Source organism: Streptomyces sp. NPDC026417 (assembly GCF_055567695.1).
On sequence record NZ_JBVHPY010000012.1, the window covers coordinates 239733 to 265927 of the forward strand.

At 73.2% G+C, this 26195-nt stretch carries 20 protein-coding genes; 15 read left to right on the forward strand and 5 right to left on the reverse strand.

Annotation, left to right across the window (positions count from 1 at the left end):
• Positions 1-17 precede the first annotated feature (17 nt).
• Positions 18-809, forward strand: coding sequence for an ABC transporter ATP-binding protein (locus ACZ4NT_RS20865; RefSeq protein WP_467726815.1), 792 nt, complete (start codon positions 18-20; stop codon positions 807-809).
• A 3-nt stretch (positions 810-812) separates the two neighbouring features.
• The gene (locus ACZ4NT_RS20870) at positions 813-2126 is read left to right on the forward strand and encodes an FtsX-like permease family protein (protein WP_467726817.1); all 1314 of its coding nucleotides are present in this window, start codon (positions 813-815) and stop codon (positions 2124-2126) included.
• A gap of 80 nt (positions 2127-2206) precedes the next feature.
• Here the strand turns inward: ACZ4NT_RS20870 and ACZ4NT_RS20875 are convergent, their stop codons facing one another.
• Complete coding sequence (locus ACZ4NT_RS20875) at positions 2207-3670, reverse strand: aminotransferase class I/II-fold pyridoxal phosphate-dependent enzyme (protein ID WP_467726819.1); 1464 nt, start codon at positions 3668-3670, stop codon at positions 2207-2209.
• 306 nt (positions 3671-3976) lie between these two features.
• On the reverse strand, positions 3977-4774 hold the full coding sequence (locus ACZ4NT_RS20880) for an RNA polymerase sigma factor SigF (RefSeq protein WP_121407430.1): 798 nt from the start codon (positions 4772-4774) through the stop codon (positions 3977-3979).
• Positions 4775-5225: 451 nt separating this feature from the next.
• On the opposite strand from ACZ4NT_RS20880, the gene ACZ4NT_RS20885 reads away from it, so the two are divergent.
• The 3 genes from ACZ4NT_RS20885 (at position 5226) to ACZ4NT_RS20895 (ending at position 10897) form a co-directional block, all read left to right on the forward strand.
• Positions 5226-6740 (forward strand): metallophosphoesterase, encoded by a 1515-nt coding sequence (locus ACZ4NT_RS20885; RefSeq protein ID WP_121407429.1) that lies wholly within the window; start codon positions 5226-5228, stop codon positions 6738-6740.
• Between the two features lie 721 nt (positions 6741-7461).
• Positions 7462-9546 carry a transglycosylase domain-containing protein gene (locus ACZ4NT_RS20890; RefSeq protein WP_467726850.1) on the forward strand — a complete coding sequence of 695 codons (2085 nt, stop codon included), beginning with the start codon at positions 7462-7464 and terminating at the stop codon, positions 9544-9546.
• A 58-nt stretch (positions 9547-9604) separates the two neighbouring features.
• Positions 9605-10897, forward strand: a complete 1293-nt coding sequence (locus tag ACZ4NT_RS20895) for a hypothetical protein (RefSeq protein ID WP_121407428.1) — start codon at positions 9605-9607, stop codon at positions 10895-10897.
• Positions 10898-10957: 60 nt separating this feature from the next.
• On the opposite strand, the gene ACZ4NT_RS20900 is transcribed toward ACZ4NT_RS20895, so the two are convergent.
• Positions 10958-11410 carry a hypothetical protein gene (locus ACZ4NT_RS20900; RefSeq protein WP_121407427.1) on the reverse strand — a complete coding sequence of 151 codons (453 nt, stop codon included), beginning with the start codon at positions 11408-11410 and terminating at the stop codon, positions 10958-10960.
• Between the two features lie 187 nt (positions 11411-11597).
• Between ACZ4NT_RS20900 and ACZ4NT_RS20905 the strand changes: the two genes are divergently transcribed.
• On the forward strand, positions 11598-11786 hold the full coding sequence (locus tag ACZ4NT_RS20905) for a hypothetical protein (RefSeq protein WP_147464399.1): 189 nt from the start codon (positions 11598-11600) through the stop codon (positions 11784-11786).
• Between the two features lie 177 nt (positions 11787-11963).
• On the opposite strand, the gene ACZ4NT_RS20910 is transcribed toward ACZ4NT_RS20905, so the two are convergent.
• A complete protein-coding gene (locus ACZ4NT_RS20910) occupies positions 11964-12878 on the reverse strand; it encodes an SDR family oxidoreductase (RefSeq protein ID WP_121407426.1) in 915 nt (304 codons plus the stop codon).
• A gap of 151 nt (positions 12879-13029) precedes the next feature.
• On the opposite strand from ACZ4NT_RS20910, the gene ACZ4NT_RS20915 reads away from it, so the two are divergent.
• From ACZ4NT_RS20915 to ACZ4NT_RS20925, 3 genes are all read left to right on the forward strand, one after another.
• Positions 13030-13485 carry an SRPBCC family protein gene (locus ACZ4NT_RS20915; protein WP_121407425.1) on the forward strand — a complete coding sequence of 152 codons (456 nt, stop codon included), beginning with the start codon at positions 13030-13032 and terminating at the stop codon, positions 13483-13485.
• Positions 13486-13545: 60 nt separating this feature from the next.
• Positions 13546-15171, forward strand: a complete 1626-nt coding sequence (locus tag ACZ4NT_RS20920) for a phytoene desaturase family protein (RefSeq protein WP_467726824.1) — start codon at positions 13546-13548, stop codon at positions 15169-15171.
• A 333-nt stretch (positions 15172-15504) separates the two neighbouring features.
• A complete protein-coding gene (locus ACZ4NT_RS20925; RefSeq protein ID WP_183117126.1) occupies positions 15505-17706 on the forward strand; it encodes an FUSC family protein in 2202 nt (733 codons plus the stop codon).
• 12 nt (positions 17707-17718) lie between these two features.
• Here ACZ4NT_RS20925 and ACZ4NT_RS20930 read toward each other — a convergent pair whose 3' ends face one another.
• A complete protein-coding gene (locus ACZ4NT_RS20930) occupies positions 17719-18669 on the reverse strand; it encodes a hypothetical protein (protein WP_467726826.1) in 951 nt (316 codons plus the stop codon).
• Positions 18670-18901: 232 nt separating this feature from the next.
• On the opposite strand from ACZ4NT_RS20930, the gene ACZ4NT_RS20935 reads away from it, so the two are divergent.
• From ACZ4NT_RS20935 to ACZ4NT_RS20960, 6 genes are all read left to right on the forward strand, one after another.
• Complete coding sequence (locus ACZ4NT_RS20935; RefSeq protein ID WP_467726828.1) at positions 18902-21703, forward strand: SpoIIE family protein phosphatase; 2802 nt, start codon at positions 18902-18904, stop codon at positions 21701-21703.
• A 368-nt stretch (positions 21704-22071) separates the two neighbouring features.
• On the forward strand, positions 22072-22260 hold the full coding sequence (locus ACZ4NT_RS20940; protein ID WP_121407421.1) for a hypothetical protein: 189 nt from the start codon (positions 22072-22074) through the stop codon (positions 22258-22260).
• Between the two features lie 10 nt (positions 22261-22270).
• Complete coding sequence (locus ACZ4NT_RS20945) at positions 22271-22981, forward strand: hypothetical protein (protein WP_121407420.1); 711 nt, start codon at positions 22271-22273, stop codon at positions 22979-22981.
• Positions 22978-24078 carry a DUF6895 family protein gene (locus ACZ4NT_RS20950; protein WP_467726830.1) on the forward strand — a complete coding sequence of 367 codons (1101 nt, stop codon included), beginning with the start codon at positions 22978-22980 and terminating at the stop codon, positions 24076-24078. The genes ACZ4NT_RS20945 and ACZ4NT_RS20950 overlap by 4 nt, the downstream gene beginning before the upstream one ends.
• Positions 24075-24995, forward strand: coding sequence for a DUF6895 family protein (locus ACZ4NT_RS20955; protein ID WP_467726832.1), 921 nt, complete (start codon positions 24075-24077; stop codon positions 24993-24995). Before ACZ4NT_RS20950 ends, ACZ4NT_RS20955 begins: the two co-directional genes overlap by 4 nt.
• A complete protein-coding gene (locus ACZ4NT_RS20960; RefSeq protein WP_121407418.1) occupies positions 24992-26101 on the forward strand; it encodes a serine hydrolase domain-containing protein in 1110 nt (369 codons plus the stop codon). The genes ACZ4NT_RS20955 and ACZ4NT_RS20960 overlap by 4 nt, the downstream gene beginning before the upstream one ends.
• The last annotated feature ends 94 nt before the right edge of the window (positions 26102-26195 follow it).

The following is a 26195-nucleotide window of genomic DNA, read 5'->3' on the forward strand; positions in this document are numbered from 1 at the left end:
GTGCCGGACGGAGAGTGATGACGATGTTTCGCCGGACAGCGCGACGGACGCACGACTCGGAGCCGAACGCGCAGGCGCTGCGCCTGGTCGGGGTCACCAGGACGTACGGCAGCGACGCGGGCGCCGTGACCGCCCTGGACGGGGTGACGCTGAGCCTGGCGCGCGGCACCTTCACCGCGGTGATGGGACCGTCCGGATCCGGCAAGTCCACGCTGCTGCGGTGCGCGGCGGGCCTGGACCGGCCCGACAGCGGCCTCGTGGTGGTCGACGGCGCCGAGATGACGGGAGCGGGCGAGGCCGAGCTGACCCGGTTCCGCCGCAGCCGGATCGGCTTCGTCTTCCAGCAGTACAACCTGCTGGACACGCTCACCGTGGCGCAGAACACGGTGCTCCCGCTGCGTCTCGCCGGGCGGCGCGTGGACCGGCGGAGGGCGCGCGAGATCCTGACGGCGGTCGGGCTCGGCGACCTGCTCGGCCGGCTGCCCGACCAGTTGTCCGGCGGCCAGCGGCAACGGGTGGCCATCGCGCGGGCGCTGGTCACCGAGCCCCGGGTGATCTTCGCGGACGAGCCGACCGGCGCGCTGGATCTGCGCAGTGCGCACGAGGTCCTGCGGCTGCTCCGGGACGCGGTACGGGTGCACGGCCGGACGGTGGTCATGGTGACCCACGACCCGGTGGCGGCTTCGTACGCCGACTCGGTCGTGTTCCTCGCCGACGGCCGGCTCGCGGGCGAGCTGCTCGCGCCGACGGTGGACACGGTCGCCGAGCGCCTGGCGCACCTGGGCGACGACATGACGACGGGGGTGTGAGCCGTGTTCGCTCTGGCCCTGCGGTCCGTCCGGCGGCACCCCGGGCGCCTCACCGCGACACTGCTGTCCGCCTTCCTCGGCGCGGTGGTCGTCATGACCTTCCACTCGCTGTACGACACCGCAGGCCGGCCGGGCGTCGACTCGGTGAGCGCCGAGTCGCTGACGACCGCGGCGAGCGTCGTCGGCGGGTACGGCACCCTGCTGGTCTTCTTCGCGGTCGCCTCGACGCTGACGGTCAACGTCCGCATGCGCGGCGCCGAGATGGAACTGCTGCGCTGCTCGGGGGCGACGCCGGGGCAGATCGCGCGGATGGTCGTGGGCGAGTCCGTGGCCGTGGCCGTGCTGGGCGTGGTGCTGGCGATCGGTCCGGCGATGCTCGGTGGACGGGCTCTGCTCGGCGTGTTCCGGGACAGCGGTCAGGTGGCCGATTCGGTGGACCCCTCCTTCGGGCCGGTCGCGCTCATGTCGGGGCTCTGGATCACCGTGTCCGCGTCCGCGGGGGCCGCGTTCCTCGCGGTGCGGCGTGCGGCGCGCGAGCGCCGGCCGCGCGGCGGCTGGGTGCGGACGTCCGCCGCGGTCGCCGCCCTCGCGGTGGGGACGGCGGCCGTCTGCTCCACCTTTGCGCTGCACGCGTCCGACGCCGCGTTGATGGCCCCGCCGGCCTACGGGGCGATCCTGCTCTCGGTCGGGTTCGCGCTCCTCTCGCCGCGACTGCTCGCCGGGATCCTGGACCGGCTGCGGCTGCCGGGCGCGAGCGGCTACCTCGCCGTGCGCACCCTGCGCCGCCGGGCCGCCGAGCTGTCGAACGTCCTGATGCCGCTGATCATGTTCACCGGGATGGCGACGGCGACGCTCCACATGCAGGCGGTCGAGAGCGACGCCGTCGAGGCGTCCGGCGTCCCCGCATCGATCGACGCGAAGAACCTGGAGACGCTCAACCTCGTGGTGGTCGGCATCATCGTGGTCTTCTGCTGCGTCATGCTGGTCAACTCGCTGTACGCGGCGACCGCCTTCCGCACCGGGGAGTTCGGCCGGCAGCGCCTCGCCGGGGCGACACCGGGGCAGGTGCTCGGGGCGGTCGGCGTCGAGGGTGTGATCCTGACCGTGACGGGTGTCGTGCTCGGTACGGCCGCCGGCCTCGCCGGGATCGTGCCCTTCACCCTCGTCCGCACCGGCTCGGCCCTGCCGGACGGGGGCGCGGGCATCTGGCCGCTGATCGTCGCTGTCGCCGCGGCCGCCACGCTGGGGACCGTCCTGGCGACGGCCCGGCGGGTCCTGCGGACCCCGGCGGTGGAAGCGGTGGGACCGGCCGCCTGACCCGGCGGCCGACGCCGGGCGGGGGTCCCTGCCCGGCGTCGGTGCGTGCTCCGGCGCCGGTCACCGGTGTCCTGGGCCGGTCACCGGCAGACGCGGACGGTGCGCAGCTCCGGGTCGGCCGCGTCCGGCAGGTTCATGCCCGCCTCCAGGCCGGTGCGGAGGTACTCCAGCACCGGCTCGGTGAGCCGCTCGCCCGGGAGCACGGCCGGGATGCCCGGCGGGTACGGCGTGATCATCTCCGCGGAGACCCGGCCTGCGGCCCGCTCGACCGGGACCGGCTCCGCCCGGCCGAAGTAGGCGTCCCGGGGCCGCACCGCCTGTTCGAGCCGCATCTGCGGGCCGGCCGGTACGACCATGTCGGGGACGTCGGCGGCCAGTTCGCCGGCGTGGTCGGCCAGGTCGCGCAGCGCCTCCAGCAGCGGATCCGTGGTCGCCGGGGAGTCGGCGTACGTGAGCTGGGCGCTGATCCGCCGGTGGTCGGCGAGATGCATGTCGATCCGGTGCTCCCGCCGCAGCCAGTCGGCGGCACGGTAGCCCGTCGTGCCGAGGCCGGTGACGTCCACGACCACGGGCAGCGGGTCGAAGTCGACCGACAGACCGGTGCCCACGAAGTCCTCGTGGCCGAGAACTCGCAGGCCGGGGATCTTCTCGACGGCCGAGCGCACGTCGGACGCGAGGTCGAGGGCCTCGCCGAGCAGGCGCTCACCCTCCAGAGCCATCTGCCGCCGCCAGGCGTCGAGCCCCGCGTAGATCAGCACGGAGGGGCTCGTGGTGCCGAACAGGTCGGCGCGCGACCGGAGGAACTCCGCCTCGATCAGGTCGCCCTGGAGGTGGAACACGGAGCCCTGCTCCAGACCGCTGCCCATCTTGTGGATGCTCGTCACGCACACGTCGGCACCGGCGTCCATCGCCCAGGACGGCAGCTCGGGGTGGAACGGCAGGTGCGCGCCCCACGCCTCGTCCACGACGAGGGGCAGGCCGCGGGCGTGCAGGACCTCCGCGATGCGTCCGAGGTCGGTGCAGCTGCCGTACGGCGTCGGGCTGGTGACCAGGGCTCCCTTCGCGTCGGGATGCCGGGTGAGGGCCTCCTCGAAGGCCTCCGCGCCGGGTGCGTGGGCGATGCGCTGCTCCAGGTCCCACCGGGGGTCGACCCAGACCGGATGGATCCCGGCGAGAACGAGCCCGGAGATCACGGACTTGTGCGCGTCGCGGCCCACGACGAGTTTCTCGCCCGGTCCCGCCACCGCCAGCATCGCCGCCTTCACGGAGAGGGAGCTGCCGCAGGTGGTGAAGAACGTGTGCTCGGCGCGGACCGCGTCCGCCATCAGCTCCTCGGCCCGCTTGAGGACGTTCCCCCGCATGCGCCGGTCGTCCAGGCCGCCGGACGCCAGGAGGTCGGAGCGGTACACCCCCGCCCCCAGCGTCACCCGGGCCAGCGGGTCGGCGCCGCGCGCCTGTTTGTGCCCGGGGGGTGTGAAGGACAGTTCTCCTTCGTCGTGATACCGCCGCAGCGCGTCGAGTACGGGCGCCTGGGTGTGATCCACGGTGTACGCGCTCCTTCGGGTGAGGGGTCGGGAGGTGCGCGGCTCGGGTACCCGACGATCGCCGATCCAGCCGCAGCGACGCCCGGGCGGATCAGCGGCCCCCGTCCAGCGCACGCGCGATCACCGGCAGGCCGGCGTACGCGGCCTGCCGGTCGTCGGCGTGCGGTACGGCCGTCGGCATGGCGTCTCGTCGAGGCGGCAGCCCCGGCCCTCCCCCGCGACCAGGCAGTGCCGCAGCGCCCGGTCCTCCGGCCGTGACTCCACGTGGCGGGGCCGGGCGCGGCGGCGCCGCCCTCCTCTGCGACGTCACGACGTCTCGTCGGAGAGCGCCTCCTCGCGCACCTTGTGGCAGCAGCCGCTGAGCAGGCGCGAGACGTGCATCTGGGAGATGCCGAGTCGTTCCGCGATGCCGCTCTGCGTCATGCCGCAGAAGAACCGCAGGTACAGGATGGTCTGCTCGCGCTCCGGCAGGGACTGCAGGCAGGGCTTCACCGACTCGCGGTCGACGACCAGGTCGAATCCGCCGTCCGGTGCGCCCAGCGCGTCTCCCAGCGCGTAACCGTCGTCGCTGCCCGGCACCTCGGCGTCCAGGGAGAGGGCGGTGAAGCTGTCGAGTGCCTCGAGACCGGTGCGCACCTCGTCCTCGGTCAACTGCGCCTCGGCCGCGATCTCCGCGACGGAGGGGGGCCGTCCGGGGGTCGTCTGCGACAGGTCCCGCACGGCCGTGCGGACGCGGTTGCGCAGGTCCTGGACGCGCCGGGGCACGTGCAGCAGCCACATGTGGTCCCGGAAATGGCGCTTGATCTCCCCGGTGACGGTGGGGATGGCATAACTCTCGAACGCGTTGCCGCGGGAGGGGTCGTAGCGGTCGACCGCCTTGACCAGACCGAGGGCGGCGACCTGGCAGAGGTCCTCGGCGGACTCTCCCCTGCCCCGGAAGCGGCCGGCGATGCGCTCGGCCATCGGCAGCCAGGCCCGCACCAGGTCGTCGCGCAGCGCCTGCCGCTCGGGGCCGTCGGGCAGGGTGTGAAGGTGGGCGAATGCCGCAGCGGTGTCCGGGGCGTCGTCGTGCGGATGCTGCTTCGTTCTGACCTTGACACTCATGGTGCTGCAACTCCTTCGAAAGGTGAACGCCACCTGGGGAGCTGCGCACACGAAGAGCATGGGACACACCCGGGATTCTGGTGAGCCAGCTCCCTCGGACGTGCCTCCTGTCCGAAGCACTGACAGGGGAATTCCCCCGGCAGTAAACGCCGAAACACCTTGCGGACGGCATTGACGGAGCGCGAGCGGGCGAATCCCGGGGGTCACCGCATTCTTGAAAGCGACGTAATTCATCGGCCGGAATTCTCGACGCCGAGAATTCCCCGCCGGACGGTTGCACCACCCGCCATTTCACCTTCTTCGGAAGGCTTTTTGAGATGTATGGTCTGCGAACTGGGTGTCGTGCGTGCCGAGTTGACCCCGCGCTCTCCCGGCGCGTCCGCCGTCGGCGTGGCAGCCGGAGGCAAGGGCTGGTCGCCGGGTCCGTCGGCCGCGTTGTTACGGTTCCCCGATGTCTGACTCTTCACGGGACACCGCCGAGGGCGCCGGCTGGGGCGTCTCGGAGCGCGGGGACTACAAGCGCCTGATGCCGGAGCGGGTCGAGAAGCTCTCGTGGCTCGACCCGAGAACCCTGTGGCCGGCCCGCAACGGCGTACTGGCCTCGTGGTTCGGGGACCCCACGGGCCGGACCCGGAGCCGCTGGGCGGAGCAGTGCGCCGAGGCCGGTGCCCCCGCCGACCGCCTGATCCGGCGCGACGACCCGGACCACTTCTCCTTCATGGTCATCGGCGACACGGGCGAGGGCGACGACTCCCAGTACGCCGTCGTGCCGGGCTTCCTGAAGGCGGGTCAGGACTCGCGCTTCGCCGTCCTCGCCAGTGACGTGGTGTATCCGGTGGGCAGCGCCGACCAGTACGGCACGAAGTTCTACCGCCCGTACCAGGACTACCAGGCGCCCATCTACGCGATACCCGGCAACCACGACTGGTACGAGGATCTCCAGGGCTTCATGCGCGTCTTCTGCGACGTCCCCGCCCCGGCCCCGCGACCGGAGTCGCGGCCGATCCGCGACCGGCTGCGGTCGCTGCTGTGGCACAAAGCACGACCGGTGGACGAGCAACGTCTCTCCGAGGCGCGGAAGTTGCGTTCCTCGCCGGCCCAACAGGCTGTGCAGCCGGGCCCGTACTGGGCCGTCGACGCCGGACCGGTGCGCATCGTCGGCATCGACACCGGGCTGCTGGGAACCGTCGACGCCGAGCAGGGCCGGTGGCTGCGCGAGGTGTCCCGGGGGGACATGCCCAAGATCCTCGTCACCGGATCGCCCCTGTACGTGGACGGCGAGCACCACCCTTGCCCCGTGGACGGCGGCGGCACGGTCGACGACATCGTCCGCGACCCCGACCACCACTACGTCGCCGCGATCGGCGGGGACATCCACAACTACCAGCGGTACCCGGTGCAGGTGGACGGCCGCACCATCCAGTACGTGGTCGCCGGGGGCGGCGGAGCGTTCATGCACGCCACCCACACCATCCCCCGCGTCTCGGTCGCCGGGGTCACCGAGGACGACTTCCGCTGCTACCCGCTGCGCGGCGACTCGCTGGCCTTCTACAGCAGGCTCTACGGGCGCCGGCTGCGGATGCCCCGCTTCTTCACGCTGAGCGAGGCCGAGGCGACCACCGTGATCGCCGAGCGCCTCGGCATCCCCCCGACCCGGTCCCAGGGGGAACCCGCCCGCGTCACCCGCCGCACCCGGCTGGTGGCCGGACTGCTGGGCGCGGGCCGCCGTCCCGACCGGCGCGCGCGGTTCCGGCTGCCCGTGCGCAAGACGTACACCCAGCTCTTCTCGCCCGGTTCGGCGACGTACAGTCCCCCCTTCTTCAAGTGCTTCCTGCGGCTTGACGTGAGCCCCGACGCGGTCCGGCTGCGCTGCTTTTCGGCCACCGGGAACCGTGCTCAGGAACTCGATCCACCCGTCGAGGACGACGTCGTCATCCCGCTGCAGCGACTCCGGGAACCGTCGTGAGGGCCCGCCGCGTCCTTCACGTGACCGAAACGGAACACAACTGTCCGCTTTCTGTCTGGTATCCGACGGAAGAGATCACTGTGACCACTGATAATTTGTGGGTGCCGCGATGTACCGAAAGGTCGGGGAGGGGGGCTCGCAGCCGCGTGCGCGGCAGCTGCATCTACCCGCGCGAGCAAGACTGAGTGCGAGGGAGACGCAGGCATGTCCACGTCATGGCAGCGAATACACGAGGTGCACCCCGGCGGGGGGCCACGGCCGGAAACCCTCCATGGCTAGGCCCGAGCAGGGCGACGGCCCGCACCGTCGCCAGGACGCCGCGCACCCGTCCGGCTCCCCCGAGCCCACCCGCCGCACGCCCGCCTCCGACGGCGAGGACGCGGCACCGTCACGCCCCGAGGCCGCGGGCCGCCCCGGCCACCGGGATGCGCAGACCCCGCCGCGCACCGATCCCGAAGCCACCATGGCGCTGCGGGTGCCCGAGGACCTGGAGCCCGCACCCCGCCGGCAGGAGCGCACCGATCCGGAGGCCACCATGGCGCTCCGGACGCCCGACCTCGAGGCACTCGCGGCCCGGGCCCGGTCGCTCCGCGGGAAGCGGGACGCCGCACGCCCGGACGCGAAACCGGACGCCGCGAAGCCGCAGCGCGGCGACGGCGCCACCGGCGCGGGCACGGAGAGCCCCGCCGCCCGGCCCGCCCGCACCGACCCGGAAGCCACCATGGCCCTGCGGGTGTCGGACGTGCCGAAGCCGGTGGAGCCGCGCACCGGGCCCCGGCGCAAGCCCGGACCACCCACCGCGAAGGCAGCCGTCGCGGCGGCCGTGTCGGCCCGCCTCGCCCCCGTGATCGAGGGTGCCACGCCCTTCGTACGGCGCATGCGTCCGCACTACCCGCGCCCGGGCCGCAGCGGCTGGCGGCGCTGGATGCCGTCCTGGCGCCAGTGGCTGGGCGCCTTCCTGACGCTCTTCGCCGCCACCGCCTCCCTCCTCGGCGTCGCCTACGCCACCACGGAGATCCCGGACAACCTGAACACGTACGCCACCCAGCAGGACAACGTGTACTTCTGGGAGGACGGCACGCCCATGGCCCGTACCGGCTGGGTACGACGCCAGGAGATGCCGCTCAAGGACATACCCGAGCAGGTCCGCTGGGCCGTCCTGGCCGCGGAGAACGAGAGCTTCTACTCCGACCCGGGCATCTCCGCCAGCGGCATCACGCGTGCCCTGTGGCGCACCGTGGGCGAGGGCGACACGCAGGGCGGCTCGACCATCACCCAGCAGTACGTGAAGAACGTCTACCTGTCCCAGGACCGGTCGGTGGGCCGCAAGCTCACCGAGGCCATGATGGCCATCAAGCTCGACCAGAAGATGAGCAAGGACCAGATCCTGGAGGGCTACCTCAACACCAGCTGGTTCGGCCGCGGCACGTACGGCATCCAGCGCGCCGCCCAGGCCTACTACGGCAAGGAGGTCAGCGAACTCAACGTCAGCGAGGCCGCGTTCCTCGCCTCGCTGCTGAAGGGCGCCGGCCTCTTCGACCCCTCGCTCAGCGCGGGCAACCACGCACGGGCCGTGGAGCGGTGGTCCTGGATCCTCGACCGCATGGTGAAGACCGGCAAGCTGTCGGCGGGGCAGCGCGCGAAGTACACCGAGTTCCCCGAGCCCCTGAAGCAGTCCCGGGTCTACGACACCGGCCACCAGAGCGACTACCTCGTCGAGCTGGCGACCCGGTACGCGAAGAAGTCCGCGCACATCTCGGACCAGGAGTTCGACCTCGGCGGCTACCAGATCTACACGACCTTCGACCGCAAGCGGGAGAACGCCCTCACCGCCGCCGTCACCCGCGCCCGCAAGGACGCCAGGAAGGACGACCCCGACAAGGCGAAGACCGCGCACTTCGGGGCGGCCTCGGTCGCCGACGACGGCCGCATCCTCGCCGTCTACGGCGGCCCCGACCACCGCAAGCAGGGCTTCAACGAGTCCAACGCGACCACTGTCCCGGCGGGCTCGGCGTTCCTCCCGTTCGTCTACGCGGCGGGCCTGGAACACGGCGTGCGCAAGGAGCGGGGAACGACGGCCACCACGCCCGTCGGCCCGGACTCCGTCTACAACGGTGACGACGGCGTCCCCGTCACCACGCCCGAGGGCCCGTACTGGGACCGCAGCGGCAAGAAGGTCACGGCCCACAACGACGACGGCAAGTCCTGGGGGCAGATCCCCCTGCACAAGGCGCTCGCCTCGTCCGTCAACGCGCCCTTCATGCAGCTCGGCCTGGACACCGGGCTGGACAAGGTGCGCCTGACCGCCCAGGCGTCCGGCATGCTCTCGTCCAGCATGGGCCCCCAGGTGCCCGAGCTGTCGCTGGGCAGCTCCACACCCAGCGCGATCCGGATGGCCAGCGCGTACGCCACCTTCGCCGCCGAGGGCACCCACACCGAGCCCTACTCGGTCCGCCGTATCACCCGCAACGGCAGCGGGGTCGCCCTGAGCACCCCCAAACCGCGCCGCGCGATCAAGACGGAGGTGGCCGACCAGGTCATGGAAGCGCTCACCGAGTCCTTCGCCACCCAGCACCCCGGAGCGGCATCCGCCTCGGCGGAGGTGGCGGGCAAGGGCGGCACCACCCAGAAGGACACCGCCGCCTGGTACGTCGGCACGCACCGCACGGTGTCGACGGCGGTCGTGACGTACCGCATGGACCTGTCCAAGAGCCTGGAACCGCTCCCGCTGAAGGGCCTGGCCGGTTCGCCCGCCACCTCCGTCCCCTACGGCATCTGGTCGCGTGCCATGAGCCCGCTCCGCTGACGCGGGCGGCGACGGCACCATTCCGCTCCGCTCTCCCTCCTCGCAGAATGCGCCACCCATGAACTCCAACGCCCACCGCCGGCGCCGCCGCCGCAGCAGCGCCGACGTCCTGGGCGGGCTGACCGCCCGGCCCAGGCTCCTCATAGCGGTCATCGCCCTGGTCGTCCTGTGCATCACCGTGCCGCTGGTGGTCTGGGCGACCGGGGACGACCCGGCGCCCGGCGGGTCGGTGGCCGGCAAGTCGCCCAGCGGAGCCGCCAAGGGGAAGGAACCCCAGTGGGACGGCAAGACGAAGGTGATCGGGGACGGTTCCACCTCGTACACCGGGCCGCAGCGCGGTGAGCTCAAGGCCAAGCCGCTCAAGCCCGGCGAGAAGCCGCCCCAGTTCGTGGTCTTCTCCTGGGACGGCGCGCTGCAGGGCGACGACGAGCTCTTCTCGCACTACCGGGAGCTGGCCAAGGAGTACAACGCCCACATGACGTTCTTCCTGACCGGCATCTACCTGCTGCCGAAGGACAAGAAGACGCTCTACGACCCGCCGATGCACGAGCCGGGCGACTCCGCGATCAGCTACCCGACCGACGAGCACATCCGCACCACGCTGACGGAGCTGGGCAAGGCGTGGAAGGACGGGAACGAGATCGGCTCGCACTTCAACGGCCACTTCTGCGATGCCAAGGGCGGCGGCGACTGGAGCGTCGAGGAGTGGAAGAGCGAGATACGCCAGTTCTACTCGTTCGTGGAGAAGTGGAAGACCAACACCGGCTACACCGACCTGCCGGCCCTGCCCTTCGACGCCAAGAAGGAGATCGTGGGCGGTCGCGCACCATGCCTGGAGGGCCAGAAGAACCTGCTCAAGGCGATCAAGACCTTCGACTGGCGCTACGACGCCAGCTCCGCGGGCGACTTCCAGATCTGGCCGACGAAGAAGGACGGCATCTGGGACTTCCCGCTCCAGATGCTTCCGTACGAGGGCGGCAAGTACCAGGGCCTGTCCATGGACTTCAACTTCCTCTACAACCAGTCCGACGGCGAGACCGACGGGGAACCGGCCCAGTACGACACGTGGCGCGCGGAGACCACCCAGACCTACCTCAACGGCTTCAACCGCGTGTACTACGGCAGCCGCGCCCCGCTGTTCATCGGCAACCACTTCGAGAACTGGAACGGCGGCATCTACATGAAGTCCGTCGACGACGTCATCAAGAACGTGTGTGTCCGCAAGGACGTGCGCTGCGTGTCCTTCCGTGAGCTGGCCGACTGGATGGACGCGCAGAAGCCCGAAGTGCTGGAGCGGCTGCGGAGTCTGGACCCCGCGCAGTCGCCGGACTGGTCGACGGTCGTCCGGTAGTCGCCCGCCGGAGCGCCCCCGCGGGTGCGGGGGCGCCGCCACGGCGGTCCGCCCCGCCCGTCAGGGCCGGTCGGGTCCCGCCGTGTGGTCGGGATGCCCCTCGGTGCGCCGGTCCTCCTTCATCTCCGCCTCGTACAGGTGGTCGCGCCCCTCGACGAGGTCGTCCCGCGCCTGCTTCTCCAGGCCCTTGAAGGGCTCGTAGTAGGTCGAGTTGTAGGCCTCCACGATCTGGAACGTCCAGTGGCCGGGGATCACGTTGCGCCCCAGGATCTCCCGCTCCACCCGGTCGCCGTACCCGCCGTGCCCGGCCTTGCGCAGCAGCGCCACCGCCCGGTCCAGTTCCAGATCGGCCGTGCCGGTCAGCTGGTGGAAGGCGTACAGATGGCCGCGGGCCCGTTCCGTCGTCTCCAGTGCCTTGGAGAGGGCGCCGAGCGCCTCCACGGTGATGTCGTCCACCCCGTCCGGCCGCCGGTGCGCGCGGTCGGGTCCTTCGTCGTGCCGAGCTTCAGTCATGGATCTTCAGGTCCCCTCACTCCGGCGGCTCATACCGGGGAACCGCCGAGATGATCCGGTTGGCGGGGCCCCCGCCGCTCGCCATCGCGGGTGCCGCGCCCCGACGGTACGCGGGAGGCGGATGCATGATCGTGGTGCGGGGGGAACCCGGGAGCCGTACCGCAATCCATGGAGAGAGGGTGGCCCGATGAGCATCCCGCCGACCGATCCGACCCCGCCCCGGCCCACTCCGTCGCCGGGGCCGACCGACCCGCAGCCCGGCCCGGCGCCCGGACCCGTCCCCACGCCGCCGCCCGACCCGGTGCCGCCCGCGCCGCCGCAGCCGGCCGGCCCCGACCCGGTGCCGCCGACCCCGCACCCGGGGCCCCTGATCTGACCCGGCACGGCCTCCCTGACGCACCGAGCCGAACGGCTCCCGTCCCACCGCGGACGGGAGCCGTTCGGCTCGGTGCACCACCGCGGCGGGCGGCGCCTCGTACGTCGCGGAGCGGGCGGGCGCACCCGTCGAGCGCCGAGGGGCCCGGGTGCGCGGCGCCCGGTCGCGGCGCCCGCCTCACCCCGCCGGGCGGCCACCGCTCCGGTGCACCTCGGCCGGGTCGTCGCGGCCGCCCGCCCCCAGCAGCCCCGTCGCCTCGAACTCCGCCCGGGCCGCCAGCCGGGGCAGCTCGGTCCGTGAGATCCGGGTGACCAGGGGCGGCAGGACCGCCCGGGTCACCTGGGCCAGCCGCAGCCAGGCCGGGACGTAGACGGCACGGGACCGCCGTTCGACCGCCGCCACCATGCGCTCAGCGACGTGCTCCACCGGGTAGACCCTCCGGGCCGGAGGCGGCATGTGCGACCGCAGTTCCCGCAGGACGGCGTGCTGGTCCGCGTCCCGGATCATGTCCGTGTCGGTCCAGTTGATGTAGGCGATCCCGACACCGACGCGCTGGTGGGCGACCTCGGCCTGCAGGGCGTGCGCGAAGGACTCCACGCCGGCCTTCGAGGCGCAGTAGGCGCTCATCATCGGAGAGGCGCCGATGGAGGCCAGGGACGCGATCTGCAGGTAGTAGCCGCGCGTCGCGACCAGGTCGGGCAGGAACGACCGGGCGGTGATCGCGCTGCCCGTCAGGTTCGTGTCGATCACCCGCCGCCAGGTCGCCGGGTCCGACTCCGCGAACGGCCCGCCCTCGGCGACGCCGGCGTTGGCGATCACCGCGGACGGGGCACCGAGGGTCTCCCGGACCCGGGCGGCGGTGTGCGCCATCACCTCGTCGTCGGTGACGTCGGCCTCCCACCACCCCGCCCGGCCCGGCATCGAGGCCGCGACCTCCGAGATCGTCTCGGGCTGGCGCCCCAGCAGGGCCACGACGGCGCCCCGCTCGGAGAGGACGCGCGCCATGGCCGCCCCGAGGCCGCGCGCGGCTCCGGTGACCACCACGACGCGGCCCGCCAGCGGGCCCGTACGACTCGTCTCGGCATCAGCCATGCTCTCCACGCTAACCGCACGGCGCGCGGACGGCCTTCGGTCACCGGATCCGGCAGGAAAGGCGTAAGTCCGGCAAAGATGGAAACCTGGGTGCAGCCATCTCGGACAGCTCTCCGCGAGCTGCGACACCGGTCACTCCCAGGAGGGTTGCATGGCTGTACGGCATCAGCTCATCAAGACGCCACCGGACGTGGTGTGGGCCGTACTGGCCGACCCGGACCGCTACAGCGAATGGGTGGTCGGCACGTCCGACACCTGGCCCGCCGAGGGCCGGTGGCCCGAGGTCGGCGCGTCCCTGACCTTCGAGGTGCGGATGGGCCCCTGGACCGTGAGCAACCGGACGGTCGTACGCCGCTGCGACCCGCCGAGGCAGCTCGAACTGGAGGCCCACTCCGGCCCCCTGGGCACGGCCCGGATCGCCCTCGACGTCCGGGAGTGGGGCGACGACACCCTGCTGATCGTCGACGAGCACCCGCTGCGCGGCGCCGGGGGCTCGCTGCACAACGCGGCCTTCGAGGTGCTCGTGCAGCTACGCCACCGGGCCATGCTCAGCAGGCTGGCTGACCTGTGCGAGAGCCGCTCCCACCGGGAACGTGCGAGCCGGTAGGACCGTCCGCGGCGCCCGGCGGCGCACGGCCGGGTCCGCCCTGGTGAACGGGAGGCAGACATGCCGGAAGCGGTGGTGATCGGCGCCGGGCCCAACGGCCTGGTGGCGGCCAACCTGTTGGCCGACGCGGGCTGGAGCGTCGAGGTACTGGAGCAGCAGAGCGAACCCGGCGGTGCCGTCCGGCACGACCGCGAGGTGCACCCGGACTACGTCAGCGACGTGTTCAGCTCCTTCTATCCGCTGGCCGCCGCGTCCCCGATCCTCGCCGGTCTGCACCTCGAACGCGAGGGACTGCGGTGGAGCCACGCCCCCTATGTGCTGGCGCATCCGCTGACCGACGGACGCTGCGCCCTGCTGGGCCGGAACGTCGAGGACACCGCTGCCGCCCTGAGCGAGTTCAGCCCCGGGGACGGTGAGGCCTGGCGCGAGCTGCACCGGATCTGGCAGCGGCTGCGGCCCGACATCGTCGACGCCCTGTTCACCCCGTTCCCGCCCGTGCGGGCGGGGGCCCGGCTCGCGGTGCGGCTGCGGGGGGCGGGCGGGCTGCGGCTGGCCCGGTCCCTGGTGCTGCCCGTACGGCGGCTGGGCGAGGAGGAGTTCGAGGGGGAGGGCGGCAGGCTCCTGCTCGCCGGGAACGCTCTGCACGCCGACCTCGCTCCCGAGGCGGCGGGCAGTGGCGGCTTCGGCTGGCTGATGTCGATGCTGGGCCAGACGTACGGTTTCCCGGTGCCGACCGGCGGCTCGGGCGCCCTCACCCGGGCGCTCGTGCGCCGGCTGGAGAAGCGCGGCGGTGTCGTCCGCTGCGGCGAGCGCGTGAAGCGGATCGTGGTGCGCGGCGGCCGGGCCGTCGGCGTCCGCACGGCGGGCGGGGAGACGGTCTCCGCGACCCGGGCCGTCCTGGCCGACGTCTCCGTGCCGCTGCTGTACGGCGGTCTCGTCGACGAGGCGCATCTGCCCGCGCAGCTCCTCGCCGACCTGCGCCGGTTCCAGTGGGACTTCGCCACCTTCAAGGTGGACTGGGCACTCGGCGGGCCCGTGCCCTGGAGCGCGGAGCGGGCCGCTTCGGCGGGCACGGTGCATCTCGCCGACGGCATGGACGAGTTGACCCGGTTCGCGGCGCAGATCGCGATGCACCAGGTGCCCGACCGGCCGTTCGCCATCTTCGGGCAGATGACCACCTCGGATCCGACCCGGTCCCCGCTGGGCACCGAATCCGCCTGGGCCTACACCCACGTCCCGCACCGGATCACGGGGGACGCCGGCGAGGACGGGCTGACCGGTGCCTGGGACGAGCGTGAGCAGGAGGCGATGGCCGACCGGGTGGAAGCTCAGGTCGAACGGTTCGCACCGGGTTTCCGTGCCCTGGTGCGGGCCCGTCGCATCCTGGCGCCGCCGACGCTGGAGCGTCTGAACGCCAATCTGTACGGCGGGGCCATCAACGGCGGGACGGCGGCCATGCACCAGCAGCTCGTCTTCCGTCCGGTACCGGGCACCGGACGTCCCGAGACACCGGTCAGGGGCCTCTACTTGGCCTCGGCGGGGGCGCATCCGGGCGGCGGCGTGCACGGGGCCCCGGGCGCGAACGCGGCGCGGGCGGCCCTGCGCGGACATCTGCCCACCGGGCTGAGCCGGGTCCAGCGGGTCCTCGCGCGCCGTGACCGCAAGGGCGACCGGGCCGTGACCTGAGCCGCGTGATGCGGCATCAACTGCCGGGACCGGGCGGCGGCCGCCGGCCGGGCGTACCGGGGCCGGTGCCCGCGCGGCGCGGCGTGCGCCGGCCCTCGCGGGGCGGGATCCGCGCCGGACCGTCCGGGAGCGGCGGCCCGCGCCGTGCCGCACCGCCCGGTCGATGCCCCGCCGCCCCGGGGTGCGGGAGGGCGCCGTGCGCCGTGACATGCTGGAACTGCGGATCATGACGGCGAGCGAGGACGTACGGGCAGGGTGAGGAAAGCGACACGGCCGACCTGGACGGGTACCTGGGATCGATTCGCGGCGTCCGACCCGGGACTGCTGCGGCTCATGGCGGGACTGCGGACCGTGGGCGCCATCGCGCTCGCGCTCGCGGTGCTGGCGCTCATGGACGCCGACGTGACGCACATGGTGGCCGGCGCGATGACGGCCATGGTCGCCACCTTCGCCATCCGCGAGAAGCAGCGGCGGGAACAGGCGATCACCCTCGCGCTCGGACTGCCCGTGGCCCTCGCCGCGATGTCGCTCGGCGCGCTGCTCAACACCCATGTGATCGCGGGTGACCTGTTCTTCCTCGCCCTGATCTTCGGCGCCGTCTACAGCCGGCGGTTCGGCGACCGCGGGACGGCGCTCGGGCTCATCGGGTTCCAGGTCTACTTCGTCTCGCTGTTCGTCCAGGCCGAGTCCGCGACGCTGCCCGGGCTGTGCGCCACCCTGGTCCTCGCGTTCGCCTGCAGCGCCGCGGTGCGCTTCGGCCTGGTGGCGGAGACGCCCGAGCGGGTCCTGAAGAGGCTCCGGGAGGCCTTCCGGGCGCGTCTGGCCCAGTTGGTGTCCGCGCAGACCGAGCTGCTGGACGCGGGACCGGACCGCATGGAGAAGGCGCTGGAGGAGGTACGGCGGCACACCGCCCGCCTGCACGAGACCGCCATGATGATCCAGGGCAGGCTGGAGGAGGGGACGAGCGACAGCGCCGCCGCGTCGCTCGTGCAGCGCCGGATCGCCGACGCGGAGATCGCCGCCGAGCGCCTGGGCGTCCTGCTGCTCACCGCGCGCAGCGCCGAGCGCGCCGACACCCTCACCCTGCACCTGCCGAACGCTCCCGTGCCCGCGGCCGGCAACCGGCTGCGGGCGCAGGACGACGTCACCGCCACGCTGCGGCGCGACCTGGACGCGCTGCGGCTGCTCGTCACCCGGCCCGTCGCCGGCAGCCGCGGCACCGCGCTGGCCCACCTGCGCAACCGGCTGCTCGCCTACCGCGACGAGGAGAACCTGCCGCCCGCGCCCGCCGCCGTCCAGGACGTCTTCCGCGGCATCGGCGAGGCGGCCCGCTCGGTCCTGGGCCTGCGGCTGGCGTTCGACGGGCCGCAGGACGAGTCCGACGACTCACCGGCCACCACCCGGTCCCGTGAGGAGCTGGACGCCGAGGACATCGCCATCGCCGGCGCCGAGGAGCGGGCCGAGGAGGAGGACGACCGCACGGGGCTGCGGCGCCCCACGACGCGTGCCGCCGTCCAGGTGTCGGTGGGATCGGCGCTGGCCATCGCGGGCGGCGAGTTCCTCTCCAGCCAGCGCTGGTACTGGGCGGTGCTCACCTGCTGGGTCGTCTTCCTGAACACGGCGTCCACCGGCGAGATCCTCGTCAAGGGCTACCGACGCCTGCTGGGCACCGTCTTCGGTGTGGTCGCCGGTGTCCTGCTGGCGGGGGTGGTCGGGAACCACACCTGGACCGCGTTCGCGCTCGTCCTGCTGTTCATCTTCGCGATGTTCTTCACGGCACCGCTGTCGTACGCCCTGATGTCGTTCTTCGTCACGGCGATGCTGGGCCTGCTGTACACGCTCCTGAACACCTACAGTCCCGCGGTGCTGGTCCTGCGGATCGAGGAGACGGCGCTGGGTGCCGTCTGCGGTGTCGTCGCGGCCGCGCTGGTGCTGCCGGTGCACACCGACCGCCGCACCGACGAACTGCTCGCCACGGTGCTGGCCCGGCTGGGCGACGTGACCGCTGCCGCGGTGGAGCAACTGAGCGGCGGCCCGGCCCTGGACCTGCTGGACAGGGCGCGCGACCTCGACACGGCGCTGGAGGACCTGCGGGCCTCCACGCAGCCGCTCACGCACCCGATCACTCCGCTGCGCTCCCGGCGGCAGACCGCGCGCTATCTGGTGGCGCTGCTGGAGACGTGCGCGTACCACGCGCGTTCCCTGGCGGCGACGGCCGAGCTGCTCCCGCACAGCAAGACGGTCGCCGCCGATCCCCGGCTGAAGCATGCCGGCCAGCGCATCGCCCACAACATCGACGTGCTGGTCGCCCACGTCGAGGACCAGCACGACGCGGGCACGGTGGAGACCGGCGCGAGCCTCGCGTCCATGCTGGAGGACGACCGATCGGGTGCGCCCCGGCACGACCGGGTCACCGGCCGTGTGCTGCGGCACCTGCAGCGGCTGGACGAGGGCGTGGTCGGTCTGGCCCGCCCGCTCGGGGTGCCCGTCGCCACCCCCGACCGGGCCGCCCCGGGCCGGTCCACCGCGCACTGACGGCGGCTCAGGTCAGAGGCCGGCCCGGTTCCGCGCGTGCTCGAACGCGGTGAGCGGGTCGCCGCCGCTGTTCCAGGGCCATGCGGTGACCGCGCCGCCGATGGCCTCGAAGACCGGCGCGGCCTGCTGCCTGCGGTCGGCGGCCATCAGGGCGTAGGCGAGGAGGTTCAGATCCGCGAGGGTCTTCGCGTGGTGGAAGAACGAGGGCTGCGGCCAGGTGTGGTGGGCCCGCTCCAGCGACTCGACGGCCTGCGGGTTCGTCCAGTGGTTGCGGGCCACCAGGGCGTCCACTCCGCCGCGCGCGAGGGCGGCGTTGTACTGCATGACCTGAGCGGTGAGCTCGACGGCCGCGCAGGGCGCGTTCGCGGGCATCCGAGGCCGTATGGAGTCGATGAAGTCGAGCACCTGGACGCGCGATCCCGCCTCCTCGGGAGAGAGATGGGCCAGCATGCTCAGATAGGCCTCCCGGTGCCAGCGGTCGCGGGCGAGGACCTCGTTCCAGGCGCCGAAGACGTCCGACTGCGCGTAGCGCTCCAGGCGGGCGATGCCGAGCAGCACCACCCACGGCGCGGGGTCCCGTGGATCGAGTTCGGCCGCCAGCAGGCACTGCTTGGCCGTGGCCGACGCGTCGGTCAGTCCTCCCGCGTCGCGGCTGCGGACGAGTTCGGACCAGGCGGCGAGTACCAGGGCACTCGTGTTGCGCGGTTCCCGCGTCGCCCAGGAGGACGGCAGATGCGACTCGGACAGGTAGTCCGCCAGGACGGAGAACCGGTGCGAGCGCCGGTCCCAGTCGTCCTGGTCCTGTTCGAAGAGCCGGGACATCTGGGCCACGCACAGGTCCGTCGTGCCGAACGTGCCGGACCTGGTCGTCGCGCGCAGAGACTTCAGCAGCCTGCCGAGGTCCCCGTCGTCGAGCTCGGGGGCAAGGCGCGGCTTTCTGCGGCGACTTGAGAGAAAAGACATGATCGCATGCTATGAGTGACGAGACATGCCACAAGGTGCGCGGCGCGATCGTTACCTGATGCTGGCCGCGGGGCCGGTTACCCTCTCGTACTCCGAGACGGGGGGACCGCGAACGGGCCCCCTCGTGGTCCCGGAGGGCCCCGGGGGACCCCGCACGGAGTCGGGCCCGGCCGCCGTTCGTCCCCATGTGTGCCCTCTCGCCTCAGGGCGCCCGGCAGTGTAGACATGGCACATGGTCCGACTATTGGGTCGATCCCGGGCTCGGTCGACCCGCCGGCTGGACGCCTCGCGCACCGAGCGCGGGCGTGACGGCGCCCGTGGAGCACACGCGCGACGGGCCCGGCAGGCACCGCACAGGCCGCCCGGGGAGCGCAGTCCGCGCGGAGCCGGGCCCCGCAGGCCCGCCGCGGGGCTGTGGTCGGCGCTGAGCGGACGCAGCGTCGCGGGCCAGGTGTTCGTGTTCCAAGTGGTGATCGTGCTGATGCTGGTCGTCTCCGCGGTCGTGGCGCTGGTGCTGCAGGTACGGCACGACACCACCCAGGAGGCCCGCAACCGGTCGCTGGCGGTCGCCGAGACGTTCGCGAACGCCCCGGGCACCCTCGCGGCCCTCAAGAGCCCGGACCCCACGGCGATCCTCCAGCCGAAGGCCGAGGCGGCCCGCAAGCAGTCCGGTGTGGACTTCATCGTCGTACTGAACACCGACGGGATCCGCTACACGCACCCCAAACCTGACCGCATCGGCAAGAAGTTCGTCGGAACCCTGGCCCCCGCGCTGGCCGGCCGGTCCTTCACCGAGGAGATCATGGGGACGATCGGTCCCCTGGTGCAGGCCGTGGTGCCGGTCAAGGAGCCCGACGGCACGGTCGCGGGACTGGTGTCGGCGGGCATCACCACGGCCAAGGTGGGCGGCGCCGCCGACCGGCAGCTGCCGATCCTCCTCGCCGCGGCGGGCGCGGCGCTCGCCCTGGCCACGGCGGGCACGGCGCTGGTGAGCAGACGCCTGCTGCGCCAGACCCACGGCCTCGGCCCGTACGAGATGACCCGGATGTACGAACACCACGACGCGGTGCTGCACGCCGTGCGCGAGGGCGTGATCATCGCGGGCGGCGAGGGGCGGCTGCTGCTCGCCAACGACGAGGCGCACCGGCTGCTCGGCCTGCCGGAGGACGCCGAGGGGCGGCACGTGCTGGAACTCGGCCTCGATCCCGGCACCGCGGACCTGCTGGTGTCGGGACGCGTCGCCACCGACGAGGTGCACCTGGTCGGGGACCGCCTGCTCGCGATCAACCAGCGCCCGACCGACCTCAGGGGCGGGCCCCCCGGCAGCGTCGCGACGCTCCGCGACTCCACCGAGCTGCGGGCGCTGTCCGGCCGGGCCGACGTGGCGCGGGAGCGCCTGAAGCTGCTGTACGACGCCGGGGTGGGCGTCGGTTCCGGCCTGGACGTGGTCCACACCTGCGAGGAGCTCGCGGAGGTGGCCGTGCCGCGCTTCGCGGACTTCACCACCGTGGACCTGGCCGACGCCGTACTGAGCGGCGAGGAACCGGAGGTGATCACCGAGCTGCGCCGCACGGCGTCCAGCGGCATCCGCAAGGACGCTCCCCTTTATCCCGTGGGTGAGCACATCGCCTTCGTGGACAGCTCGCCCCAGGCCCGCAGCCTGCGCACCGGGCGCGCCTTCGTCGAGCCGGACCTCGGCGTGGCCACGGGGTGGCTCGCCCAGGACCTGGAGCGCTCCGCACAGGTGGTGGAGTACGGGATCCACTCGCTGATCACCGTGCCCGTACGGGTGGGGCCGCTGGTGATGGGCGTGGTCAACTTCTGGCGCTCCGAGAAGCCCGAGCCCTTCGACCTGGAGGAGCTGGCCCTCGCCGAGGAGCTGGTCGCGCGGGCCGCGGTGTCCATCGACAACGCGCGCCGGTACACCCGCGAGCACACGATGGCGGTGACCCTCCAGCGGAGTCTGCTGCCGCGGAGTCTGCCCGAGCAGAGCGGCCTGGAGATCGCCTACCGCTACCTTCCGGCGCAGGCGGGCGTGGGCGGCGACTGGTTCGACGTGCTGCCGCTGTCGGGCGCCCGGGTGGCGGTCGTGGTGGGGGACGTGGTCGGCCACGGGCTGCACGCCGCCGCCACGATGGGGCGGCTGCGCACCGCGGTCCACAACTTCTCGGCTCTGGACCTGCCGCCCGACGAGCTCCTCGCGCTCCTCGACGAACTGGTCGGCCGCATCGACCAGGACGAGGCCGCCGAGGACAGCGCGGCGGCGATCACCGGGGCCACCTGTCTGTACGCCGTCTACGACCCGGTCTCGCGGATCTGCACGGTCGCCAGGGCCGGGCATCCGCCGCCGGCCCTGGTGCGCCCCGACGGCACCGTCGAGTTCCCCGAGGTGCCCGCCGGCCCGCCGCTGGGCCTGGGGGGCCTGCCGTTCGAGACGGTCGATCTCGAACTGGACGAGGGCAGCCGGCTGGTGCTGTACACGGACGGGCTCGTCGAGGACCGGGAGCGGGACATCGACGCCGGCCTGGAGCTGCTCAGCACCGCCCTGGCCCGGGCGGACCGGTCGCCGGAGGACACCTGCCGGGCCGTCCTCGACGCCCTGCTCCCGGCCCGGCCGAGCGACGACATCGCGCTGATCGTGGCCGCCACCCGAGCGCTGGGGCCGGACCGGGTGGCCGAGTGGGAGGTGCCGTCCGACCCGGCCGCCGTCGGCGAGGTGCGCGCCTCGGTCACCCGGCAGCTGGCCGAGTGGGATCTGGACGACATGGCCTTCACCACGGAACTCATCCTGAGCGAGCTGGTCACCAACGCGATCCGGTACGGCGGCACGCCGATCCGGGTCCGGGTGCTGCGCGACCGCAGCCTGGTCTGCGAGGTCTTCGACAGCAGCAACACCTCCCCCCACCTGCGCTACGCGGCGAGCACGGACGAGGGGGGCCGCGGGCTGTTCCTGGTGGCCCAGCTCTCGGACCGCTGGGGCACCCGCTACACGCCCGCCGGGAAGGTCATCTGGGCGGAACAGCCGCTGCCCTGAGGCGGCGTGGCTGTGCGTCACCTCTCACCGTGTCGCCCGCACCCGCGCGGGCGGCGGACGTGTCCGCGACGGCACTCCGGGCCGCCAAGAGCCGGGAATTGCACGCATGCTGACGGCCCATCACCCCCGGCGCCGGATCGGCGGACCTTTTCACCCGACACCCTGCGTAGCCGATAACTTCTCCCTTCAAATTTTCTGCCGTTCAATCATTTCCTGTCCTCTCCCCCACATTTCCGTGTTCGGCGAGCGGGCCATTTCGCCGACAACCCTTGTGCGCACTGGGCTGATCGTGTTCCTTTTGCGCATCCCCGCCCGACGCGTTCAACTTGGAAATGGAGAACTACGTATCTCGCAAAGGGGATGGTGGTATGTCTTCCACCGAGTTTCTGACCGACGACATCACCGAAGTCCAGGGCATCGACGTCGAAGCGGCCCTCGACCCGGTCGAGGCCGACGGCCACTTCCGCGACAGTCGGGAGTGCGCGGCACTCGCCCTGTCCTCCGGGACCGGCAACCTCCTGTTGTCGCCCCCGACGCCGCGGCCGAAGAAGGGCTGACGGGGGAGGAATGGAGCAGTCAGGTACACCGACCCGATTGTCGGTCGCTGTGCAGGACCTTGCTTCGGACGTGGTCTCCGCCCTTCGGGGCGGGGACCCCTTTCGACTGTCCGGCAAGGTGACGGCACACGACACGACGGAGGCCGCGGGCGATCCCGCTCTGGCGGCCGTACGCGTCCTGGGAGCCGACGCCCTGCTGCCGGTCGTCCTGGGCCGCGCGCCCGCCGACCCCGAGGATCTGGCCGCCTTCGACCGGGCCGTGCGGGCGTATCCGCCCCCGGCCGACGCCTCCCCCACCTCGCTGTGGAGCCACTGGGCGATGCGGCAGACGCTGATCCGGCTGGACGCGTCCTTCGACGGCGTCCCGGCCGACCACGCCGAACCCGCGGGGACCTGGCTCGACGACGCCCCGTGGCAGGTCCTGACCCATCAACTCGCGGTTCTCGCACCGCTCGCGGTGCCCGCGGGCGACTGCGCGGTGGCCCGTGCGGCGCGCCGCCGGCCCGTCGACGTGGCCCGGGGATTCGTCCGGGCGGTCCGCCGCCGCGACTGGCTGCAGGCCGCCGGCGCCGGACGCTGGCTGGCTCTGCTCGACGGGGTGCCGCCGACGCTGGGACTGGAGAACGGACTCGACTTCGTGGCCCAGATGGGGCACGGCGACGCGCGCGTGGCCCTGCAGGTCCGGGCGGCCCGGCTGATGCGGACCGGGGCACCGGTGTGACGGCGCTCGACGTGCGCGGCGTGGGCGAGGCCGCGCTGGCCTGGATCTCCGCCCATCGCGAGGACTTCGAGCTCGGTGACGCGGCCCTCGCCCGGGACGGGGACGTGAACCGCACCTGGAAGCCCCTCGGGGAGCTGGCCCAGGTGTGCGTCTCCGTCCAGCGGGCCACCTCGCCCGCGGACGCGTGGCACCGGACCGCCTCCGACCTCCTCGACTTCGCCTGGCGGCAGACCGGGAACGGCGCCCTCTTCCGGGAGTTGCAGCGCCTCGAACCCTTCGCCACGTACCCGCTGGAGGTCTACGCCGCGTTCGCCTCGGCCGGCCTGCGGCACCCCGGCTACGAGAGGGCCGCGGCCACGGTGGCCCGCACCCGGGGCTGGCGGATGACGGAGCAGGAGCCCAACCGCCGGATGAGCGTGCTCAACTCCGAGCGCCGCAGCGGCATTCCGGAGCACGACGACCTCCCACAGGCCCTGCCGCGCACCTGGCTGGGCGGTCTGCCGGAGCCGTGGACCTTCGAACGCGCCGCCGGGTACACGCTCACCCACGTCGTCTTCCACCTCACCGACTGGGGCCTGACCCCGCAGGGCGTGCCCCCGCGGGTCGCGGCCTATCTGCGGCACTGGCTGCCTCCCTGGCTGGACACCTGCCTGGACGACGGGCAGTGGGACCTGAGCTGCGAACTGCTGGCCGTGGCGGCGAGTCTGCCGCGCCTGCCCGAACGGCTGGTGCTCCAGGACGCGTGGGCGAGACTCGCGGCGGCTCAGGACGACACGGGGGCCGTACCGGAGGCCGGTCCGGGTCCGGACGGCCGGGCGCCGGCCCGCGGGTTCGCCGGCTGCTACCACTCGACGCTGATGGCGGCCTTCGCCGCCGCGCTCACCGTCGACCGCCTCGGCCGCCACGGCACCGCGGACGCGTCGGCGGCCGGGCCGCGCCCGCTCCGGCACACGGTGGAGCCGGACCGGGGACGACCCGAACCGACCCGGCCCGAACCGGGACGGCCCGAGCGGACGCGGTCCGACGCGGGACGGTCCGACCCGGGGACGACAGACCCGGCCCAGCCGGACCCGAGCCGACACGGAGCGCCGCGATGACCAGTACCCGCCTCGTCCACACCGTCGGCGTCGGCGCCATCGAGTGGCTGCACACCCATCGCGACGGGTTCCGGCTGGAGTTGGAGGTCGACCCCGAGGTGGGCTTCCTCGAACGCTTCAAACCGGTCGGCGAACTCGCCCTCATCTGCAAGGTGTTGTTCCGGGAGGGCGTGGCCGGGTCGCGACAGGCCGAGCTGGCCCGGCAGTTGCTCGACCACGCCTGGCGGCACACCCTCGACGGCGGCCGGATGCTGGTGCGCGGGATGCGCACCGAACCCGTCTCCCCCATCCCCTTCGAGGTGTACCTCCCGTTCAAGGAGCTGGGCCACAGCCACCCCGAGCTGGAGGAGGCGATCCGCCTCAACCACCGGATCCGGAGCTGCGCCGCCTTCGAGATGCCGCCCGTGCGCCGGCTCGGGCTCTCCGCGTTCCAGCGCCGTTTCGGGCTGCCGCCCCAGCCGCCGGAGGCGGACGTCGTCGGCAGGACGTGGCTGGGACGCACCCCCGAACCCTGGACGGTGGAGGGCCACATCGCCTACGACATCACGCACACCGTCTTCCACCTCACGGACTGGGGCGAGCGGCCCGAGGCGCTGCCGCCGGACATCGCCGACTACCTCGCCCTCTGGCTGCCGGTCTGGCTGGACGACTGGCTGGACCTGCAACGCTGGGACCTGCTCGGCGAACTCCTGGTGGTCGACGCCTGTCTGCCCCGGCCCACGCTCGACGAGCGGGCCTGGGAGGGCTTCGCCGCCGCCCAGCAGCCCGACGGCGCGATGCCGGCGGTGCGTTCCATGCCGCAGGGTGAGCCCGACGAGGTGTTCGACCTCGTCTACCACCCGACCCTGGTCGCCGCCTTCGCCTCGGTGCTCGCCACGTCCCGTGCGCTGTCGCGGATGGCGACGGCACCCGCATGACCGCCCCGCCCGCTCCCTGGCCCGGCGACCCGCTCGGCACCACCGACGCGTGCCCCCCGCCGCCTCCGCCGGCACGGGCGGAGCCGGACGCCCGGGACGCGGACGACGCGACGGTGCGGGAGCGGCTCGACGCCGCCGTCCGTGCCGTGGACGCGCCCGACGTCGTCTTCGCCCTGTCCCGGCACGGGCACCGCACGGTGCGCAGTGCAGGCACCGCACCGCCCCCGCCCGCCGGCCGCACCGGCCTGCGGTACGAGATCGGGTCGGCCTCCAAGACGTTCACCGGGCTGCTCTTCGCCCGGCTCACCGGGTCGGGTGCGCTGTCCGGGGGCGAGCCGGCCGCACCGCTGCTGGATCCGGGCCGCCCAGCAGCCCGGCACCCCGTCACCCTCGCCCACCTGATCACCCACACCTCCGGCCTGCCCGCGCTGCCGCCCGGCTTCCTCCTCGGAGCGCTGCCCGCCTGGCGTACGAACCCCTACGCCGGCTACCCCGCCGAGCGGGTCGTCGACGCGTTTCTGCGCCACCGACCACGGCACCGGCCCGGCACCCGCTGGCACTACTCCAACTTCGCCGTCGCCGTCCTCGGCCACGCCCTGGCGGCGGCCACCGCGACCCCGTGGGAGGAACTGCTCACCGCTGAGGTGCTGCGTCCCCTCGGACTGAGCGGGGTCGCGCTGCATGCCGGGGACGCGGTCTCCGACGCCACCGGGCACCGCAGGGACGGCACCACCCGCACGCCGCCGCTGGCCGTCGGCGGGTTCCAGGCGGCCGGTGCCGTCCGGGCCACCCCGCAGGACCTGCTCGCCTTCCTCGAAGCGCACCTCGACCCGGCCGGCTCCCCCCTGGCGGGCGCGCTGCGGACGGTGCGGCGGCCCGTGCTCCGGCGCGGCCTCGGCCACCGGCACACGCACACGGTGGCCTGGTTCCAGCACCCGACCGCCCGCGGGCCGATGTACTTCCACTGCGGGGCGACGCTCGGACAGCAGGCCTTCCTGGGCTTCCACCCCGGGACCGGCACGGCACTGGCCGCCGTCTGCACACGCCGCTTCCGTGCCCGTGACGCCTTCGTGCCGACCGCGTACGCGCTCCTGGCCGACGCGTAGGTGGGGGGGGGGGGGGGGGGGGGGGGGGGGGGGGGGGGGGGGGGGGGGGGGGGGGGGGGGGGGGGGGGGGGGGGGGGGGGGGGGGGGGGGGGGG